The organism is Citreimonas salinaria, from assembly GCF_900107235.1.
GTDB lineage: Bacteria > Pseudomonadota > Alphaproteobacteria > Rhodobacterales > Rhodobacteraceae > Citreimonas > Citreimonas salinaria.
Genome location: NZ_FNPF01000004.1, coordinates 265,629 through 280,793, shown reverse-complemented (window position 1 = coordinate 280,793; position 15,165 = coordinate 265,629). Strand labels below are relative to the sequence as shown.

Sequence of the window (15,165 nt, the reverse complement as noted above, 5' to 3'; positions counted from 1 at the left end):
CGCATCCCAAAGGGGGTCCCGGTGTCCGCGAAGGGCCTACGCAAACTGACATACGTGCTGTTGCTCCTGCTGCTGTTCGGCGTGACGTCGGGCGCGATCGGGGGAGTCTAGGCATGGCGCGGCGCTACGGCGACCGCCACAGCCCCGGCGCGGCGGCGCAGGCGGGCCCGCTTGGCGCGCCGCCGCGGGTCGACCCGGTGGGCGCGCGGTCGAACGTGATGTTCCTGCCGCCGGTGGTGCTGGCCTTCACGTCGCTCGGCGCGGGGGCGGCGGGATTCGCCGCCGGTCTGCTGGGCGCGGGCGCGCTGATGTTGGGCGCATGGCTGCTGCGCGACGGCCTGCGGGCCGAGGCCGCCTATGCCCATCGCACCATCGCCCGCCGCCCGGCCCTGCCGCGCAAGTTGCTGGCAGCGGTGATGTGCGGCATCGGCACCGCGATCGCGGCCTGGACCTCGCAGTCCGCGCTGGCGGCGCCGTTGCTGTTCGGCGCCTCGGCCGCCGCGCTGCACCTGGGGGCCTTCGGGCTGGACCCGATGCGCGACAAGGGGCTGGCGGGCGACACCCTGCAGGGCAAGCGCGTCGCGAAGGTTGTGGACGAGGCCGAGGCGCACCTGACCGATATGGCCGCCGCCGCGCGCAGCACCGGTGATCGCGACATCGAGGCGCGCGTCGACCGGCTGGCCGCCTGCGTGCGCGACATGATCCGCCGGGTCGAGAAGGACCCGCGCGACCTGGTCGCGGCGCGGCGCTACCTGGGCGTCTACCTGATCGGCGCGCGCGACGCGGCACGCAAGTATGCCGATCTCGACCCCCGGACCCGTGCCGCGGGCGCGCGCGACGACTTCCTGCGGCTGCTGGCCGATCTCGAGGCGTCGTTCGGCGAGAAGACCCAGACCCTGCTGTTGGAGGACACCACCGCGCTGGAGGTCGAGATCGGCGTGCTGCGCGACCGGCTCCGGCGAGAGGGTGTCGCCCTCGACCCGTGACGCGCCGCGGCGCATAATCGCTTATCACTCGCATGAGGTTTCCGCATGTCCGACAAGACCCGCGATCACGCCAGAACCGACAGCACGCTGGTCGAGCAACTGAGCGCGCACACGCTGCCGGACCCGGCGCAGGCCGATGCGGTGACCCCGCTCGAGAACGCCGATGCGGCGACCGGCGAGGCGATCCGCAGGCGCATGGCCGAGATCGACCTGCGCGACACGAATTCGATCGTGGCCTTCGGCTCGGCCGCGCAGGCCGAGCTGCAGCAGATCAGCCAGTCGATGCTGGCGGCGGTGCGCAACAAGGAGATCGGCCCCGCCGGCGACGGGCTGCGCGACATCGTGGCGACGATCCGCGGCTTCTCGATCTCGGAACTGGACGCGCGGCGCAGCCGGAGTTGGTGGGAAAAGCTGGTCGGGCGCGCAGCCCCCCTGGCCAAGTTCAAGGCCCGCTACGAGACCGTGCAGGCGCAGATCGACAGCATCACCGACGACCTGCTGCGGCACGAGCACCAGCTGCTGAAGGACATCAAGTCGCTGGACCTGCTCTACGACAAGACGCTGGATTTCTACGACGAACTGGCGCTCTACATCGCCGCCGGGCAGGCCCGGCTGGACGAGGTGGACGCGACCGAGATACCGACCGCGCAAAGGGCGGTCGAGAATGCCGGGGACGAGGACAAGATGATGCGCGCGCAGGAGTTGCGCGACCTGCGCGCCGCCCGCGACGACCTGGACCGCCGGGTGCACGACCTGCGGCTGACGCGGCAGGTGACGATGCAGTCGCTGCCGTCGATCCGCCTGGTGCAGGAGAACGACAAGAGCCTGGTGACGCGCATCAACTCGACCCTGGTGAACACCGTGCCGCTGTGGGAGACGCAGCTGGCGCAGGCGGTGACGCTGCAACGCTCGCGCGAGGCGGCGGCGGCGGTAAAGGATGCATCGGACCTGACCAACGACCTGCTGACCGCGAACGCCGCCAACCTGCGCGAGAGCAACGCCATGATCCGCGCCGAGACCGAGCGCGGCGTGTTCGACATCAAGGCCATCCGCAAGGCCAACGACGACCTGATCGCGACGATCGAGGACAGCCTGCGCATCGCGGACGAGGGCAAGGCCAACCGGGCCGAGGCGGAGGTGGAGCTGCAGAAGATGGAGTCCGAGCTGCGCACTGCGCTGGCACAGGCCGAGTCCGGCGGCACGACCCGGCCTGCCGGGCGCGCGGCGCGATGACCCCGGCCCGCCGCGCCCGGGCGATCGGCCTGACCGCGCTGCTGGCGCTGGGCGCCTGCACGCAAAGCGCCATGGCCCCGCGCGAGACCGCCGTGTCCCCGGCGCCGCGTCCCTCCGGCCTGCGGCCACCGCCCGCGCCGGCACCCGAACCCGCGCCCACCGGGCAGCGATCGTCCAACAGCCGCGCGCTGGCAACCTATTATGCCCGCGTCCAGAACGACCTTCTGGTGCGCGGGCTGATGCGCACCGATGGCGGCGGGCCGGACACGCAGTTCACCGACACGATGCTGGTACGCAACTTCGAGGCCATCGCCCTGCGCGAGGAATACGCCCGCGGCGAGGGCCTGCGCCCGTCCGAGGGCGAGGCCAGCGTGATCAAGAAATGGGTGCAGCCGGTTCGAATCTCGCCCGAGTTCGGCGCCTCGGTGCCGCCCGACCTGCGCACGGTCGCGCGCAACGAGCTGGGCGTTTATGCGCGCCGGTTGGCGGGGATCACCGGGCACTCGATCTCGCTCAGCGAGAGCGCGCCGAACTTCCACGTCCTGTTCGTGGGCGAGGACGAGCGCAACGGGATCGTGCCGCGCATCCGCGCGCTGGTGCCCGAGGCGGACCCGCGGACGCTGCGGCTGTTCGACGACCTGCCGCGCTCGATCCATTGCCTGGTCATCGCGTTCTCGGACCGGCTCGGCAGCTTCGAATACGCCCGCGCGGTCGCGGTGATCCGGGCCGAGCATCCCGACCTGCTGCGTCAGTCCTGCATCCACGAGGAGATCGCCCAGGGGCTGGGCTTGGCCAATGACAGCCCGCGCGCGCGGCCGTCGATTTTCAACGACGACGACGAGTTCGCGCTGCTGACCGAACACGACGCGATGCTGCTGGAAATCCTCTACGACCCCGCGCTGCGCCCCGGCATGACGCCGGAGCAGGCGCTGCCCATCGTCCGAAGCCTTGCCACCGAACTGGTCGAGGGCGGCGGCACCTGAAGGAGCGAACCCCATGAGCCTGTGGAATTTCGTGTCGGGCCAGTTCATCGACGTGATCGAATGGACCGACGACAGCCGCGACACGCTGGTCTGGCGCTTCGACCGCCACGGCAACGAGATCAAGTACGGCGCCAAGCTGACGGTCCGCGAGGGACAGGCGGCGGTCTTCGTCCATGAGGGCCAGCTGGCGGACGTGTTCAAGCCGGGTCTCTACATGCTCGAGACCAACAACATGCCGGTGATGACCACGCTTCAGCACTGGGATCACGGGTTCAGATCGCCCTTCAAGTCCGAGATCTACTTCGTCTCGACCGCGCGGATGACGAACCTGAAATGGGGCACGAAGAACCCGGTGATGATGCGCGACCCGGAATTCGGGCCGGTGCGCATCCGGGCCTTCGGCACCTACGCGGTCAAGGTGGCCGATCCGGGCCTGTTCCTGACCGAGATCGTGGGCACCGACGGGCAGTTCACCGCCGACGAGATCACCTTCCAGATCCGCAACGTGATCGTGCAGGAGTTTTCGCGTGCGATCGCGGCCTCGGGCATCCCGGTGCTGGACATGGCGGCGAACACCGCCGAGGTGGGCAAGCTGGTGGCCGAGGCGATCGACCCGGTGATCCGGCAATACGGGCTGAGCCTGCCGGAGCTGTACATCGAGAACGTCTCGCTTCCGCCGGCGGTGGAGAAGGCGCTGGACGCGCGCACCTCGCGCGGGATCGCGGGTAATCTGGACGAGCATCTGAAGTGGAAGGCGTCCGAGGCCATGGGCAAGGGCGGCGCGGTCGACCAGTCGATGGGCATGGGGCTGGGCGCCGGTCTGGGCATGCAGATGGGGCAGCGGATGGGCCAGGCGGTGCAGCCGGGGCCGTGGGGGGCCGCGCCCGCCGCTCCGCCGCCGCCCCCGGTCGAACACGTCTGGCACCTCGCCGAGGCCGGGCAGACCCGCGGGCCGTATTCCAAGGCCGACCTGGGGCGCATGGCGGCCGAGGGCGGGCTGACGCGCGAGACGCTTGTCTGGACGCCGGGGCAGGACGGCTGGCTGCGCGCGGGGGACGTGGACGAACTCGCGCAGCTGTTCACGATCCTGCCGCCGCCCCCGCCGCCGGCCTGAAACGATCGAGCGGGATGATCGCATGAGATGATCGAGGAGCACCGCTTTCCCTGCGACACCTGCGGCGCCGACATGCGGTTCTCGCCCGCCGAAGGGCGGCTGGTCTGCGACCATTGCGGCGCCACCGCCGACATCGACGGCCCCGGCCCTTGGGAGGGCGGCATCCGCGAGCTCGACTTCAAGGCCGCGCTCGACAACCTGCTGCCCCTGCAGGAGATCGAGGAAACCCGCGTCAGCCGCTGCCCCAACTGCGCCGCCGAGGTCGAGTTCGACCCCGCGCTGCACGCCGCCGAATGCCCGTTCTGCGCGACGCCCGTGGTCACCGACACCGGCACCAACCGCCACATCAAGCCGCGCGGCGTGCTGCCCTTCGCGCTGGACGCGGAGGCGGCGCAGAAGGCGATGACCGACTGGCTGGGCAGCCTGTGGTTCGCGCCCTCGGGGCTGCAGGCCTATGCGCGCAAGGGGCGCCGGCCGCAGGGCATCTACGTGCCCTACTGGACCTTCGACGCGCATACCGAAAGCGACTATTCCGGCGAGCGCGGCACCGTCTACTGGGAAACCCGCACGGTCATGCGCGACGGCAAGCCCAAGGCGCAGCGCGTGGCCAAGGTCCGCTGGCGGCACGTCCGGGGCCACGTCACCAGGTGGTTCGACGACGTGCTGGTGCTGGCCTCGCACGCCCTGCCCCGGCGCTTCACCGACGCGCTGGAGCCGTGGGACCTGGCCGCGATGGAGCCCTACCGGCCGGAGTTCCTGTCGGGTTTCCGCGCCGAGGCCTACCAGGTCGACCTCGACGACGGCTTCGTCGAGGCACGCAAGAAGATGGACGCGGCGATCGCGCAGGCGGTGAAGTTCGACATCGGCGGCGACCGCCAGCGCATTCACCGGGTCGACACGCAGGTCTCGGACGTGACCTTCAAGCACGTGCTGCTGCCGGTGTGGATGGCCGCCTACAAGTATCGCGGCGACAGCTACCGCTTCGTGGTCAACGGCCGCACCGGCCGCGTGCAGGGCGAACGGCCCTGGTCGGCGATCAAGATCGCGCTGGCGGTGATCGCGGCGCTGGTCGTCGCGGCGGGGATCGGCTTCGTCGCGGGGCGCTAGGCGGCGCCCCCTTGCCTGCCCGCCGCCCGATGGGCACGGTGGACCCCGAAGTCATGGACAGGAGCCGCCCGATGATCCTTTGCTGCGGCGAGGCGCTGATCGACATGCTGCCTCGCGAAACCGCCGAGGGAGAGCCCGCCTTCGCCCCCCACCCCGGCGGGTCCGTGTTCAACACCGCCATCGCGCTCGGCCGGCTGGGCGCGCCCGCGGGCTGGTTCGGCGGACTGTCGACGGACCTGTTCGGCACGATGCTGGACCGCGCGCTGAGCGAAAGCCGCGTCGACACCACGCTGGCGGTGCGCAGCGACCGGCCCACCACGCTGGCCTTCGTCACGCTCACCGACGGGCACGCGCGCTATGCCTTCTACGACGAGAACACCGCCGGGCGCATGCTGGCGCCCGCCGACATGCCACAGCCCCGCCCCGAGGTGCGCGCGCTGTTCTTCGGCGGCATCAGCCTTGTCGCCGAACCCGCCGCCGACGCGCTGGCGGCGTTCTGCGAGGATGCCGGCGACCGGGTGGTGATGCTGGATCCGAACATCCGCGCGGGCTTCGTCACCGACGAGACGCGCTACCGCGAGCGGCTGGCGGGGATGCTGGCGCGCGCCGACATCGTCAAGATCTCGGACGAGGACATGGCCTGGCTGAACGTCACGCCCGCCGACCTGCTGGGCCTCGGCGCGGCACTGGTCGTCGTCACCAAGGGCGCCGACGGGGTCGACGCGCACCTGCCGGGCGAGATGCTGCGCGTGCCGGCACGCCCCGTCACGGTGGTCGACACGGTGGGGGCGGGCGACACGTTCAACGCCGGCCTGCTGGCGGGGCTCGACCGGGCGGTGCTGCTGGACCGGGCGGCGTTGCGGGCCGCGTCCGGCGATGCGCTGGAGCCGGCGCTGACGCTGGGGGTCGCGGCCGCCGCAATCACCGTGTCGCGCGCCGGAGCGAACCCGCCCTGGGACAACGAGCTGTGAGGGCGCTGCTTCAGCGCGTCACCGCCGCACGGGTCGAGATCGGCGGGGCGACCGTGGGAGAGATCGGCCCGGGCCTGTGCATCCTCGTCTGCGCCATGCAGGGCGACACCGAGGCGCAGGCCGACGCGCTGGCCGCCAAGGTCGCGAAACTGCGCATCTTCCGCGACGACGGGGGGCGGATGAACCGGTCGGTGGTCGACGCCGGCGGTGCCGCGCTGGTGGTCAGCCAGTTCACGCTGGCCGCGGACACGCGGCGCGGCAACCGCCCCGGTTTCTCGGCCGCCGCCGCCCCGGACAAGGGGCAGCGGCTGTACGAACGCTTCGCCGCCGCGCTTCAGGGCCATCGCATCCCGGTGGCCACCGGCCGCTTCGGCGCCGACATGCAGGTCAGCCTGACCAATGACGGCCCGGTGACGATCTGGCTGGATACCGACGCCTGACGCACGCCAGTGCGGCCAAAGCCCGCCTTCACCACGGCGCGCCAGCCCGAGGTCGCCCGCCGCAGGCGGGGGCCGAGTGATCTGCGCGGCCAGAGGCCGCTCCATTCGGAACCCGCCGTCAGAAGCGCACGGTCTCGCCCGTCAGCGCGGCCTGCTGCGCCGCGAGGCCCATGCGCACGGCCCACATCCCGTCCTCGAGCGTCACCTCGGGCAGCCCCTGCCCCCGCACCGCGTCCAGGAACCGCCGGTGCTGGTAGTAGGTCGACCCGTTGTGGTCGCCCGCCTTGAGCAACTCCGGGTCGAAGGGGATCTCGACCACCCGCGGCCCCTTGGGGTCGCGCGGGCTGACGATCACCTGCGGCACAGGCGCGAGCCCCAGCCGCGCCGGCCAGAACCGGCCCGGCCCGGGCACCAGCGCCTCGATCTTGCCGGCAGGGCCGGTGGCCGACAGCTCTTCCTGATAGCGCGAGCCCTCGGCGAACATGCACAATTCCAGCATGGCGCGCGCGCCGCTGGCGAAGTCGACGATGACGTAGGCGCTGTCCCAGATGTCGGGTGTCGCGCCGTCGATCCGCTCGTCGCGGTGGTTGACCTCCTGCCCCGCGCTGGCGCTGACGCGCACGGGGTCGGATTTCAGCACCAGCCGCATCAGGTCGAAGAAATGGCAGCACTTCTCGACCAGCGTGCCGCCGGTGTTGCGGTTGAAGCGGTTCCAGGCGCCGACCTTGTTGAGGAATGGAAAGCGATGCTCGCGGATCGTCAGCATCTTTAGCCCGCCGGTCGCCGCCTCGCATTCGTCGAGGAAGGCCATGATGGGGGGCATGTAGCGGTATTCCATCGCCACCCAGATCGGCGCGGGGTAGCCGGCCTGAAGGCGCCGCAGCGCGGTCTCGTCGGCGGCGTCGGTGTAGAGCGGCTTCTCGATCAGCAGCGGCAGGGGTCGCGTGCGCGCGACTTCCAGAAACTGTTCGACATGCACGTGGTTGGGCGAGGCGATCAGCAGGCAGTCCAGCCGTTCATGCGCCAGCAGGTCGGCCAGCGAGCCGCACATCTTGGCACCCGGCGCGATTGCCTGCGCCGCCTTCGCCATCGCGGGATTCGGCTCGTAGATCGCGGCGACGTGGGCCTCGGGCAGCAGTGCGATGTTGCGCAGGTGCTCCTGCCCCATCATGCCGCAGCCGATCACGCCGTAGCGGATGGTGTCCTGTATCAAGCCTGTGTCCTTCATGCGATTCGCGCCACGTACGCGGCGACCTCCGTGTCGATCCAGTTGTGCGAGACCTCGGCGCGTGCCCCGTCCTGCGCGTAGGCGATGCGCGTGGCCACGAGCGCCTGCGCGCCCGCCTTCGGCCCGAAGGCCGGCGGCGCCCAGTCGGGCACCGGGGCAAGGCCCAGCCTGTCCTCGGCGCGGCCGATCCACAGGCCCAGCGCCTCGCGGTAGTAGAGGTAGAGTGATTCAGACAGGTCGGCGGCGGCGACCGTCTCGGCATAACCCGCGTCCAGCCAGATCTCTTCCAGCACCGCAGGCGTGCCCGACAGGCGCCGCAGGCGGCGGATGCGGTGGCCGTGGGTGCTGGTGCCGAAGGCCGGCAGGTCTGCGGGCTTGGGGTGGCGTTCCACCGACAGAAGCTCGGCCGTGGGCAACCCGCCGCCCTCCAGCAGTTCGACCCGGAAGAAGCTGTAGACCGACGGCGCGTCGCTGCGTGCGCGCACGTAGTTGCCCGAGCCCTGCACGCGGTCGAGCATCCCCTTCTCGGCCAGGTCCGCCAGCGCCTTGCGCAAGGTGCCCACCGAGATGCCCAGCGTCTCGGCGAAGGCGCGCTCGGGCGGCAGGCGTTCGCCGTCCAGCAGGCGGCCCGCATGGATGTCGCGGATCAGCATCTCGCTGATCTGCACATGCAGCGGCAGGGCGTAGCGGTCGGTCATCGGCGAAAATGCCTCGGCGCGGGAAAATTGATCTACTATTGATCTACATCAAGGCGGATGCTACGCAAGTCAAAATGTCGCACCCGAAAAGGCCACGCATGACCGTCGTTCCCATCACCTCCCCCGATCTCGACGCGGCCGAGGTGTCGTGGTTCGCCGCTCTATGCTCGGACGATTACGAATATCTCGGCGTCCCCGAGGGTCGGCTGCGATCGTCCTTCGCGCATTGCTCGTCCATCGTGCAGGAGGCCGAGGCACAGGGCTTCCGCAACATCCTGTGCCCGTCGTCCTACCAGGTCGGGCAGGACACGCTGTCCTTCGTGGCGGGCTGCGCGCCGATCACCGAGAAGATCAACATGCTGGCCGCCGTGCGCTGCGGCGAGATGCAGCCGATCATGCTGGCGCGCACCATCGCCACGCTGGACCACATGCTGGAAGGGCGCCTGACGGTGAACATCATCAGCAGCGATTTCCCCGGCGAGAAGGCCGACAGCGCCTTCCGCTACCAGCGGTCGCGCGAGGTGGTGGAGATCCTGAAACAGGCGTGGACGCGGGACGAGATCACTTACAAGGGCGAGGTCTACGACTTCGAGGGGCTGACGACCGATCCGGCCAAGCCGTACCAGACGGGCGGGCCGCTGCTGTATTTCGGCGGCTATTCCCCCGACGCGCTGGAACTGTGCGGCCAGCACTGCGACGTCTACCTTATGTGGCCCGAGACGAGGGACTTGCTGACCGAGCGCATGAAGGCGGTCCACGCGGTCGCCGACCGTTACGGCCGCACGCTGGATTTCGGGCTGCGCGTGCACGTCATCGTCCGCGATACCGAGGCCGAGGCCCGCGAATGGGCCCAGCACATCGTCAGCCAGCTTGACGACGAGAAGGGCACCGCGATCCGCGAACGCGCGCTCGACGCGACCAGCCTTGGCGTCTCGCACCAGGCGCGCAACCGCGAACTGGCCGACATGGAGGGCTTCATCGAGCCGCACCTGTGGACCGGCGTGGGGCGCGCGCGCTCGGGCTGCGGCGCGGCGCTGGTCGGCTCGACCGACCAGGTGCTGAGCAAGCTCGAGGACTACCGCAAGATGGGCATCCGCGCCTTCATCCTGTCGGGTTATCCGCATATCGACGAGTGCCGTCACTTCGGCAGCCGGGTTCTGCCGCAAATGAAGACATGCTCGCTGCCCGAGGAATACGGCCGCGTGCCGAAGGAGACACCGCAGACGCCGCTGGGCGCCGGCGAACGCCACTGACCCCGCGCGGCCCCAGGAACGAGGACCACCCGATGGAGCGCATCAGCCTGACCGACGACGTCGAACTCAGCCTCCTTGTCTACGGCATGTGGCGGCTGGGGAACGATGCCGACACCAGCCCCGACCGTGTGCGCGACAAGATCGCCGCCTGTCTCGACCAGGGCATCACCACGATGGACCAGGCCGACATCTACGGCGGCTACGAGGCCGAAGAGGTGCTGGGCCGCGCCCTGACGCCCGAGATCCGCAACCGGATCGAGATCGTGACCAAGTGCGACATTGTCGCCCCCGCCGGGCGCCATGCGGGCGCGCTGGTCAAGCACTACGACACAAGCCGCGCGCATATCGAGGCGTCGGTGGATGCATCGCTGCGGCTGATGGGGATCGAGCACATCGACCTGCTTCTGGTCCACCGGCCCGACCCGTTCATGGACCACTTCGAGACGGGCGAGACCCTCGACAACTTGGTGAAGGGGGGCAAGGTGCGCGCGGTGGGCGCGTCGAACTTCCGGCGCTGGGACTGGGAGCTGCTGCAATCGGGGATGAAGACGCCGCTGGTCACCAACCAGATCGAGATCAGCCTGCTGCACCACGCGCCCTTCACCAACGGCGACGTGGCGTTTCACCAGAAAAACGGAGAACCGCTGATGGCGTGGTCGCCTTTGGGCGGTGGCACCCTATTTCAGCAGGCGAACGCGGGCCTGCGCCGGAAGCTGGCCGAAGTGGGCGCGCGCCACGGGGTCGACGAGGCCGCCGTGGCGGTCGCCTGGCTGCTGGCGCATCCCGCGCGCATCCTGCCCGTTCTGGGCACCAACAACCTGGAGCGGATCCGGGCCATCGGCGACGCGGTCAAGGTGGACCTTGGCCGGGAAACGTGGTTCGACCTGTACACCGAGGCGCTGGGACACGAGGTGGCCTGACGCATGAAAGCCGAGAGGATAGCCTGGCCCATGACCGCGAAGGCCGACAGCTTCGACCCGCACCAGGCTGATCCGCGCGCCTTCCGCGAGGCGCTTGGCCGCTTCGGCACCGGCGTGACGGTGATCACCTGCGCCACGCGGGACGGCCCGCTGGGGATCACGGCGAACAGCTTCTCGTCCCTGTCGCTCGACCCGCCGCTGGTGCTCTGGGCGCCGGCGAAGTCGTCCGCGCGCTACCCGCATTTCATGGCCGCTGAGCGGTTCGCGATCCACGTCATGGGGCGCGACCAGTTCGACACCTGCCGCGGCTTCGCGCGCGACGGCGACGCCTTCGACCGGATCGCCTGGGAGGAAGGCGAAGGTGGCGTGCCGCTGATCAGCGGCAGCCTGTCGTGCTTCGAGTGCGCCACCACCGCCACGCATGACGGCGGCGATCATTCGATCATCGTGGCGCGGGTGACGCGCGTGACCACGCGGGCGGGCGAACCGCTCTTGTTTTTCGGCGGCGCCTACGGGACTTTCGACCCGGCGTCGTGACGCGCGCCCGATAACAACAACCACGGGCGCGTCAGGGAGGAGACCGGGACCATGGTCCTATTGCTGGCGCTTCTGCGCCCGGTGCAGGCCGTCAACGACGTCCTTCTGCGCGCGGGCAAGGGGCTTGCGACGCTGTCCATCGGCCTGATGGTCGTGTGCATCCTGCTGCAGGTCTTCTTCCGCTACGCGCTGAACAACGCGCTGCCCTGGCCCGAGGAAGCGGCGCGCTTCCTGATGCTGTGGATGACCGGGCTGATCGCGCCGGCGGCTTACCGGCGCGGCGGCTTCGTCGCCATCGACATGCTGCAGGCCGCGCTGCCGGGCCGGGCGTCGCACCTGCTGGGGCTGGTGCTGCTGGTGATCTCGGGCGGCGTGCTGGTGATGGCGGTGCGGCTGGGCCACGCGCATGTCTTCGGCAGCTGCCTGTTCAAGTCCTCCTCGCTGTGGCTGCCGTTCGAGCTGCGCTTCGCGCTGCCGGTGCCGTTCACCGGGCTGGACCTGACGCTGTGCACGCGCGCCTCGCCCGCCTTCGGCTTCGAGTGGGGCTGGACGAAGGTACCGCTGCCGCTGGCCTTCCTCAGCCTGTGGGTCGGCGCGCTGATGCTGCTGGCCGTCAATGTTGAGCTCATCCTGCGATCGCTTATCGCGCTGACGGGCGGCGAGGCGCGGATGCGTCCGCTGATGAATACCGACCTGCCGGTGGGGGGCGAATAGATGCTCGTCTGGTTCCTGCCGCTGTTCCTGCTGTTCCTGCTGCTGGGCCTGCCGGTGTTCTTCGGGATGCTGGCGGCACCCGGCCTGCTGCTGTGGATGAACGGGCAGGAGCGCGACCTCGCCCTGCTCTACCGCAACGTCTACAACGGCATCGACAGCTTTCCGCTGATGGCGATCCCGTTCTTCATGCTGGCCGGAGAACTGATGAACCGCGGCGGCATCACCTTGAGGCTCGTCGAGTTCTCACAAGCGCTGATGGGCCATTTCCGCGGCGGGCTGGCGCATGTGAACGTGCTGTCCTCGATGCTGTTCGCGGGGCTGTCGGGATCGGCCGTGGCGGACACCTCGGCGCTGGGGTCGATGCTGATCCCGGCGATGGAGCGCGAGGGCTATACCCGCCGCTTCGCCGCCGCGATCACCGCCGCAAGTTCGGTCATCGGCCCGATCATCCCGCCGTCAGGTATCATGATCATCTACGCCTACGTGATGGGCGAGTCCGTCGCCGCGCTGTTCCTGGCGGGGATCGTGCCGGGCATCCTGGTGGGCGTCGGCCTGATGATCGCAGTCAAGCTGATGGCCGACCGCTACGGCTTTCCGGCATCGCGCGGCAAGGCCACGTGGGGCGAGCGGGGGCAGGCGTCGCTGAAGGCGTTCTTCCCGCTGCTGACGCCGGTGATCATTCTGGGCGGCATTCTCGCGGGCGTCTTCACCCCGACCGAGGCGGCGGCGGTGGCCGCGGCCTACGCGATCGTCATCGGGATGTTCGTGCTGCGCACTCTGCGGCCCTCGGACCTGCCGGACGTGCTCATGCGCTCGGCGATGACCAGCGCGGTGGTGCTGCTGCTAGTGGGCGCGGCGATGGCCTTCAAGACCGTGGTCAGCCTGTCCTACGCGCCGCAGATCCTGGCGGATTACATCCTGTCGCTGTCGCAGAACCCGCTGGTGCTGCTGTTCCTGATCAACCTGCTGCTGTTCGTGGTGGGCATGTTCCTGGACGCGGGGCCGGCGATCATCATCCTGGGGCCGATCCTGGGGCCGATCTTCGTCAGCCTGGGCGTCGATCCGATCCATTTCGCCATCATCATGTCGGTGAACCTGACCGTGGGGCTGGCCACGCCGCCCATGGGGCTGGTTCTGTTCGTGGCATCCAGCGTGTCCGGAGAGCGGGTCGAGACCATCGCCCGCGCAATCCTGCCCTTCCTGCTGGTCGAGATCATCGTCATCTTCCTGATCACGTTCATCCCCGAGGTATCCATGACCGTCCCGCGCCTGTTCGGCTTCGCGGACTGACCCGTTTCACCCGGCCGCAGGGCCGATACCGACCGAAAGAAGCAACAGGGAGAGAGAACATGCTCAAAGGTCTGACCAGAGCCGCGATGATCGCGACGCTCGCGATCGGCGGTGCCACCGCCGCAGTGGCGCAGGAGTTCACGCTGCGCGCCACCGCCAATTCGAACGAGAACGACGAGGATTACGACGGCCTCGTGGTGTTCGAGAACTATGTCGAGCAGGCCAGCAACGGCGCGATCGAGGTCGAGCTGTTCATCGGCACGCAGCTGTGCTCGAACGGGACGGAGTGCCTTCAAGGCGTGGCCGACGGCTCGATCGACATCTTCATCGCGACCAGCGGCGGCACGTCGGGGATCTTTCCCTTCGTGCAGGTGCTGGACCTGCCCTACCTGATGGCCGACGACCGCGTGGCCGAGGCGGTGCTGGAATCCGGCAGCCCGTTCATGACCACGATGCAGGACATGGTCGAGGAAACCTCGGGCGGGGCGATCCGGCTGATGACCATCGGCAACACCGGCGGCTGGCGCAACTTCGCCAACACCCAGCGCCGCGTGCAGACGCCCGCGGACCTGGAGGGCCTGAAGATCCGCACCGTGGTCGCCGACCTGCCGCAGGAGCTGACCCGCGCGCTGGGAGCGTCGCCGACGCCGATCCCGTGGCCCGAACTGTTCACCTCGCTTCAGACCGGGGTGGTCGAGGGCACCAAGAACGGCATCACCGACATCATGAGCATGAAGTTCCCCGAGGCGGGCCTGCAGTACCTGACGCTGGACGGCCACGCCTACATGGCGGCGCTGTGGTTCATGAACGACGAGAAGTTCATGTCGATGCCGCCGGAACTGCGTCGCGTCGTGGTGGACGGGTTCTACCAGCTGCAGCAGGCGACCTTCGCCAGCCCCAAGCGCAAGTCGATCCAGGCCTACGAGGACTTCGTTGCCGGCGGTGGTGATCTCTACGTGCCGACGCCCGTCGAGAAGGAAGCCTTCCGCGAGGCCGCGCAGCCGGTCTTCGAGTGGTTCACCACCAATGTCGAGGGCGGCCAGCAAGCCTATGACGCGCTGACGCAGGCGGTATCGCAGGTCGAGACCAAGCTGGAAGAGGTTCGCGGCGCCGACATCGAGTAAGCGACGCGGGCGCGCGTCCAGTGATGCGCGCCCTGCCCCGGCCCGGTCGCCACGGCGGAACGCGCAGGCTTTTGCGCCGACGGCCGTGGGTCGGATCGGGCTATCCGACCGCCTTGAGCAGCGTGCGGAGGGCGGACTGGCGGGTCGGCTTCTTGTGCAGGGTCATCAGAAGGTCGGCCAGTTCCTGTTCGTCGACCCGCTTGGCCGCCGCCTTGGGCGTGAACCACTTGCGCACGCGCTGCTTGCGCTCCTTCCAGTCGCGCAGCAACTCTTCCACCACCATCGGGTAGACGCGCACCCTGCAGGGGATCACCCGCCCGTCGCCCATGATCTTGGGATAGCGATAGGTGCCGATGCAGTCGCGGCCGATATGGCCCTTGGCGCCGGCTTCCTCCAGCGCCTCGATCTCGGCGGCGTGCCACGGCTTCTTGCCGTCCATTTCCCAGCCCTTGGGCATCACCCAGCGGCCGGTATCGCGCGACGTCACCATCAGCACGCTTACGCTGCCGTCGCCTTCCCACCGCAGGGGAAGCGCGGCGATCTGATCGCCCGTCACCGGCATGTCTG

At 69.4% G+C, this 15,165-nt stretch carries 16 protein-coding genes; 13 read left to right on the top strand and 3 right to left on the bottom strand.

The window, feature by feature from the left end; all coding sequences use genetic code 11:
* Positions 1–113 precede the first annotated feature (113 nt).
* The 7 genes from BLW27_RS07420 (at position 114) to dtd (ending at position 6,834) form a co-directional block, all read left to right on the top strand.
* Complete coding sequence (locus BLW27_RS07420) at positions 114–986, top strand: 5-bromo-4-chloroindolyl phosphate hydrolysis family protein (protein ID WP_089881673.1); 873 nt, start codon at positions 114–116, stop codon at positions 984–986.
* Between the two features lie 45 nt (positions 987–1,031).
* Complete coding sequence (locus BLW27_RS07415) at positions 1,032–2,219, top strand: toxic anion resistance protein (RefSeq protein WP_089881670.1); 1,188 nt, start codon at positions 1,032–1,034, stop codon at positions 2,217–2,219.
* Positions 2,216–3,202, top strand: a complete 987-nt coding sequence (locus BLW27_RS07410; protein ID WP_177177846.1) for a DUF2927 domain-containing protein — start codon at positions 2,216–2,218, stop codon at positions 3,200–3,202. Before BLW27_RS07415 ends, BLW27_RS07410 begins: the two co-directional genes overlap by 4 nt.
* A gap of 13 nt (positions 3,203–3,215) precedes the next feature.
* Positions 3,216–4,316 carry an SPFH domain-containing protein gene (locus BLW27_RS07405; RefSeq protein ID WP_089881667.1) on the top strand — a complete coding sequence of 367 codons (1,101 nt, stop codon included), beginning with the start codon at positions 3,216–3,218 and terminating at the stop codon, positions 4,314–4,316.
* 27 nt (positions 4,317–4,343) lie between these two features.
* Entirely contained in the window at positions 4,344–5,423 is a 1,080-nt protein-coding gene (locus BLW27_RS07400) for a TFIIB-type zinc finger domain-containing protein (protein ID WP_089881662.1), read from the top strand.
* A 71-nt stretch (positions 5,424–5,494) separates the two neighbouring features.
* The gene (locus BLW27_RS07395; protein ID WP_089881659.1) at positions 5,495–6,394 is read left to right on the top strand and encodes a carbohydrate kinase family protein; all 900 of its coding nucleotides are present in this window, start codon (positions 5,495–5,497) and stop codon (positions 6,392–6,394) included.
* Positions 6,391–6,834 (top strand): D-aminoacyl-tRNA deacylase, encoded by a 444-nt coding sequence (gene dtd / locus BLW27_RS07390; protein ID WP_089881656.1) that lies wholly within the window; start codon positions 6,391–6,393, stop codon positions 6,832–6,834. The genes BLW27_RS07395 and dtd overlap by 4 nt, the downstream gene beginning before the upstream one ends.
* A gap of 118 nt (positions 6,835–6,952) precedes the next feature.
* On the opposite strand, the gene BLW27_RS07385 is transcribed toward dtd, so the two are convergent.
* Positions 6,953–8,062: a Gfo/Idh/MocA family protein gene (locus BLW27_RS07385; protein ID WP_089881653.1), complete on the bottom strand. Its 1,110-nt coding sequence runs from the start codon at positions 8,060–8,062 to the stop codon at positions 6,953–6,955.
* Positions 8,059–8,760 carry a GntR family transcriptional regulator gene (locus BLW27_RS07380; RefSeq protein ID WP_089881649.1) on the bottom strand — a complete coding sequence of 234 codons (702 nt, stop codon included), beginning with the start codon at positions 8,758–8,760 and terminating at the stop codon, positions 8,059–8,061. Before BLW27_RS07380 ends, BLW27_RS07385 begins: the two co-directional genes overlap by 4 nt.
* A gap of 98 nt (positions 8,761–8,858) precedes the next feature.
* On the opposite strand from BLW27_RS07380, the gene BLW27_RS07375 reads away from it, so the two are divergent.
* Genes BLW27_RS07375 through BLW27_RS07350 form a run of 6 tightly spaced genes read left to right on the top strand, consistent with a single transcriptional unit; the run spans position 8,859 to position 14,598 of the window.
* Entirely contained in the window at positions 8,859–10,013 is a 1,155-nt protein-coding gene (locus tag BLW27_RS07375) for an LLM class flavin-dependent oxidoreductase (protein WP_089881646.1), read from the top strand.
* A gap of 32 nt (positions 10,014–10,045) precedes the next feature.
* On the top strand, positions 10,046–10,933 hold the full coding sequence (locus BLW27_RS07370) for an aldo/keto reductase (RefSeq protein WP_089881643.1): 888 nt from the start codon (positions 10,046–10,048) through the stop codon (positions 10,931–10,933).
* 30 nt (positions 10,934–10,963) lie between these two features.
* Entirely contained in the window at positions 10,964–11,470 is a 507-nt protein-coding gene (locus tag BLW27_RS07365) for a flavin reductase family protein (RefSeq protein ID WP_089881639.1), read from the top strand.
* Positions 11,471–11,521: 51 nt separating this feature from the next.
* Positions 11,522–12,184, top strand: a complete 663-nt coding sequence (locus tag BLW27_RS07360) for a TRAP transporter small permease (RefSeq protein ID WP_089881636.1) — start codon at positions 11,522–11,524, stop codon at positions 12,182–12,184.
* The gene (locus BLW27_RS07355) at positions 12,185–13,474 is read left to right on the top strand and encodes a TRAP transporter large permease (RefSeq protein ID WP_089881632.1); all 1,290 of its coding nucleotides are present in this window, start codon (positions 12,185–12,187) and stop codon (positions 13,472–13,474) included.
* A 59-nt stretch (positions 13,475–13,533) separates the two neighbouring features.
* Positions 13,534–14,598, top strand: a complete 1,065-nt coding sequence (locus BLW27_RS07350) for a TRAP transporter substrate-binding protein (protein WP_089881628.1) — start codon at positions 13,534–13,536, stop codon at positions 14,596–14,598.
* 100 nt (positions 14,599–14,698) lie between these two features.
* Here the strand turns inward: BLW27_RS07350 and BLW27_RS07345 are convergent, their stop codons facing one another.
* Positions 14,699–15,160, bottom strand: coding sequence for an NUDIX hydrolase (locus BLW27_RS07345; protein WP_089881624.1), 462 nt, complete (start codon positions 15,158–15,160; stop codon positions 14,699–14,701).
* Positions 15,161–15,165: the final 5 nt, after the last annotated feature.

Bases quoted from the DNA above. Each gene is read 5' to 3' on its own strand.
- BLW27_RS07420 (WP_089881673.1), top strand. From the start codon at position 114: ATGGCGCGGCGCTACGGCGACCGCCACAGCCCCGGCGCGGCGGCGCAG.
- BLW27_RS07415 (WP_089881670.1), top strand. From the start codon at position 1,032: ATGTCCGACAAGACCCGCGATCACGCCAGAACCGACAGCACGCTGGTC.
- BLW27_RS07410 (WP_177177846.1), top strand. From the start codon at position 2,216: ATGACCCCGGCCCGCCGCGCCCGGGCGATCGGCCTGACCGCGCTGCTG.
- BLW27_RS07405 (WP_089881667.1), top strand. From the start codon at position 3,216: ATGAGCCTGTGGAATTTCGTGTCGGGCCAGTTCATCGACGTGATCGAA.
- BLW27_RS07400 (WP_089881662.1), top strand. From the start codon at position 4,344: ATGATCGAGGAGCACCGCTTTCCCTGCGACACCTGCGGCGCCGACATG.
- BLW27_RS07395 (WP_089881659.1), top strand. From the start codon at position 5,495: ATGATCCTTTGCTGCGGCGAGGCGCTGATCGACATGCTGCCTCGCGAA.
- BLW27_RS07385 (WP_089881653.1), bottom strand. From the start codon at position 8,062: ATGAAGGACACAGGCTTGATACAGGACACCATCCGCTACGGCGTGATC.
- BLW27_RS07380 (WP_089881649.1), bottom strand. From the start codon at position 8,760: ATGACCGACCGCTACGCCCTGCCGCTGCATGTGCAGATCAGCGAGATG.
- BLW27_RS07375 (WP_089881646.1), top strand. From the start codon at position 8,859: ATGACCGTCGTTCCCATCACCTCCCCCGATCTCGACGCGGCCGAGGTG.
- BLW27_RS07370 (WP_089881643.1), top strand. From the start codon at position 10,046: ATGGAGCGCATCAGCCTGACCGACGACGTCGAACTCAGCCTCCTTGTC.
- BLW27_RS07365 (WP_089881639.1), top strand. From the start codon at position 10,964: ATGACCGCGAAGGCCGACAGCTTCGACCCGCACCAGGCTGATCCGCGC.
- BLW27_RS07360 (WP_089881636.1), top strand. From the start codon at position 11,522: ATGGTCCTATTGCTGGCGCTTCTGCGCCCGGTGCAGGCCGTCAACGAC.
- BLW27_RS07355 (WP_089881632.1), top strand. From the start codon at position 12,185: ATGCTCGTCTGGTTCCTGCCGCTGTTCCTGCTGTTCCTGCTGCTGGGC.
- BLW27_RS07350 (WP_089881628.1), top strand. From the start codon at position 13,534: ATGCTCAAAGGTCTGACCAGAGCCGCGATGATCGCGACGCTCGCGATC.
- BLW27_RS07345 (WP_089881624.1), bottom strand. From the start codon at position 15,160: ATGCCGGTGACGGGCGATCAGATCGCCGCGCTTCCCCTGCGGTGGGAA.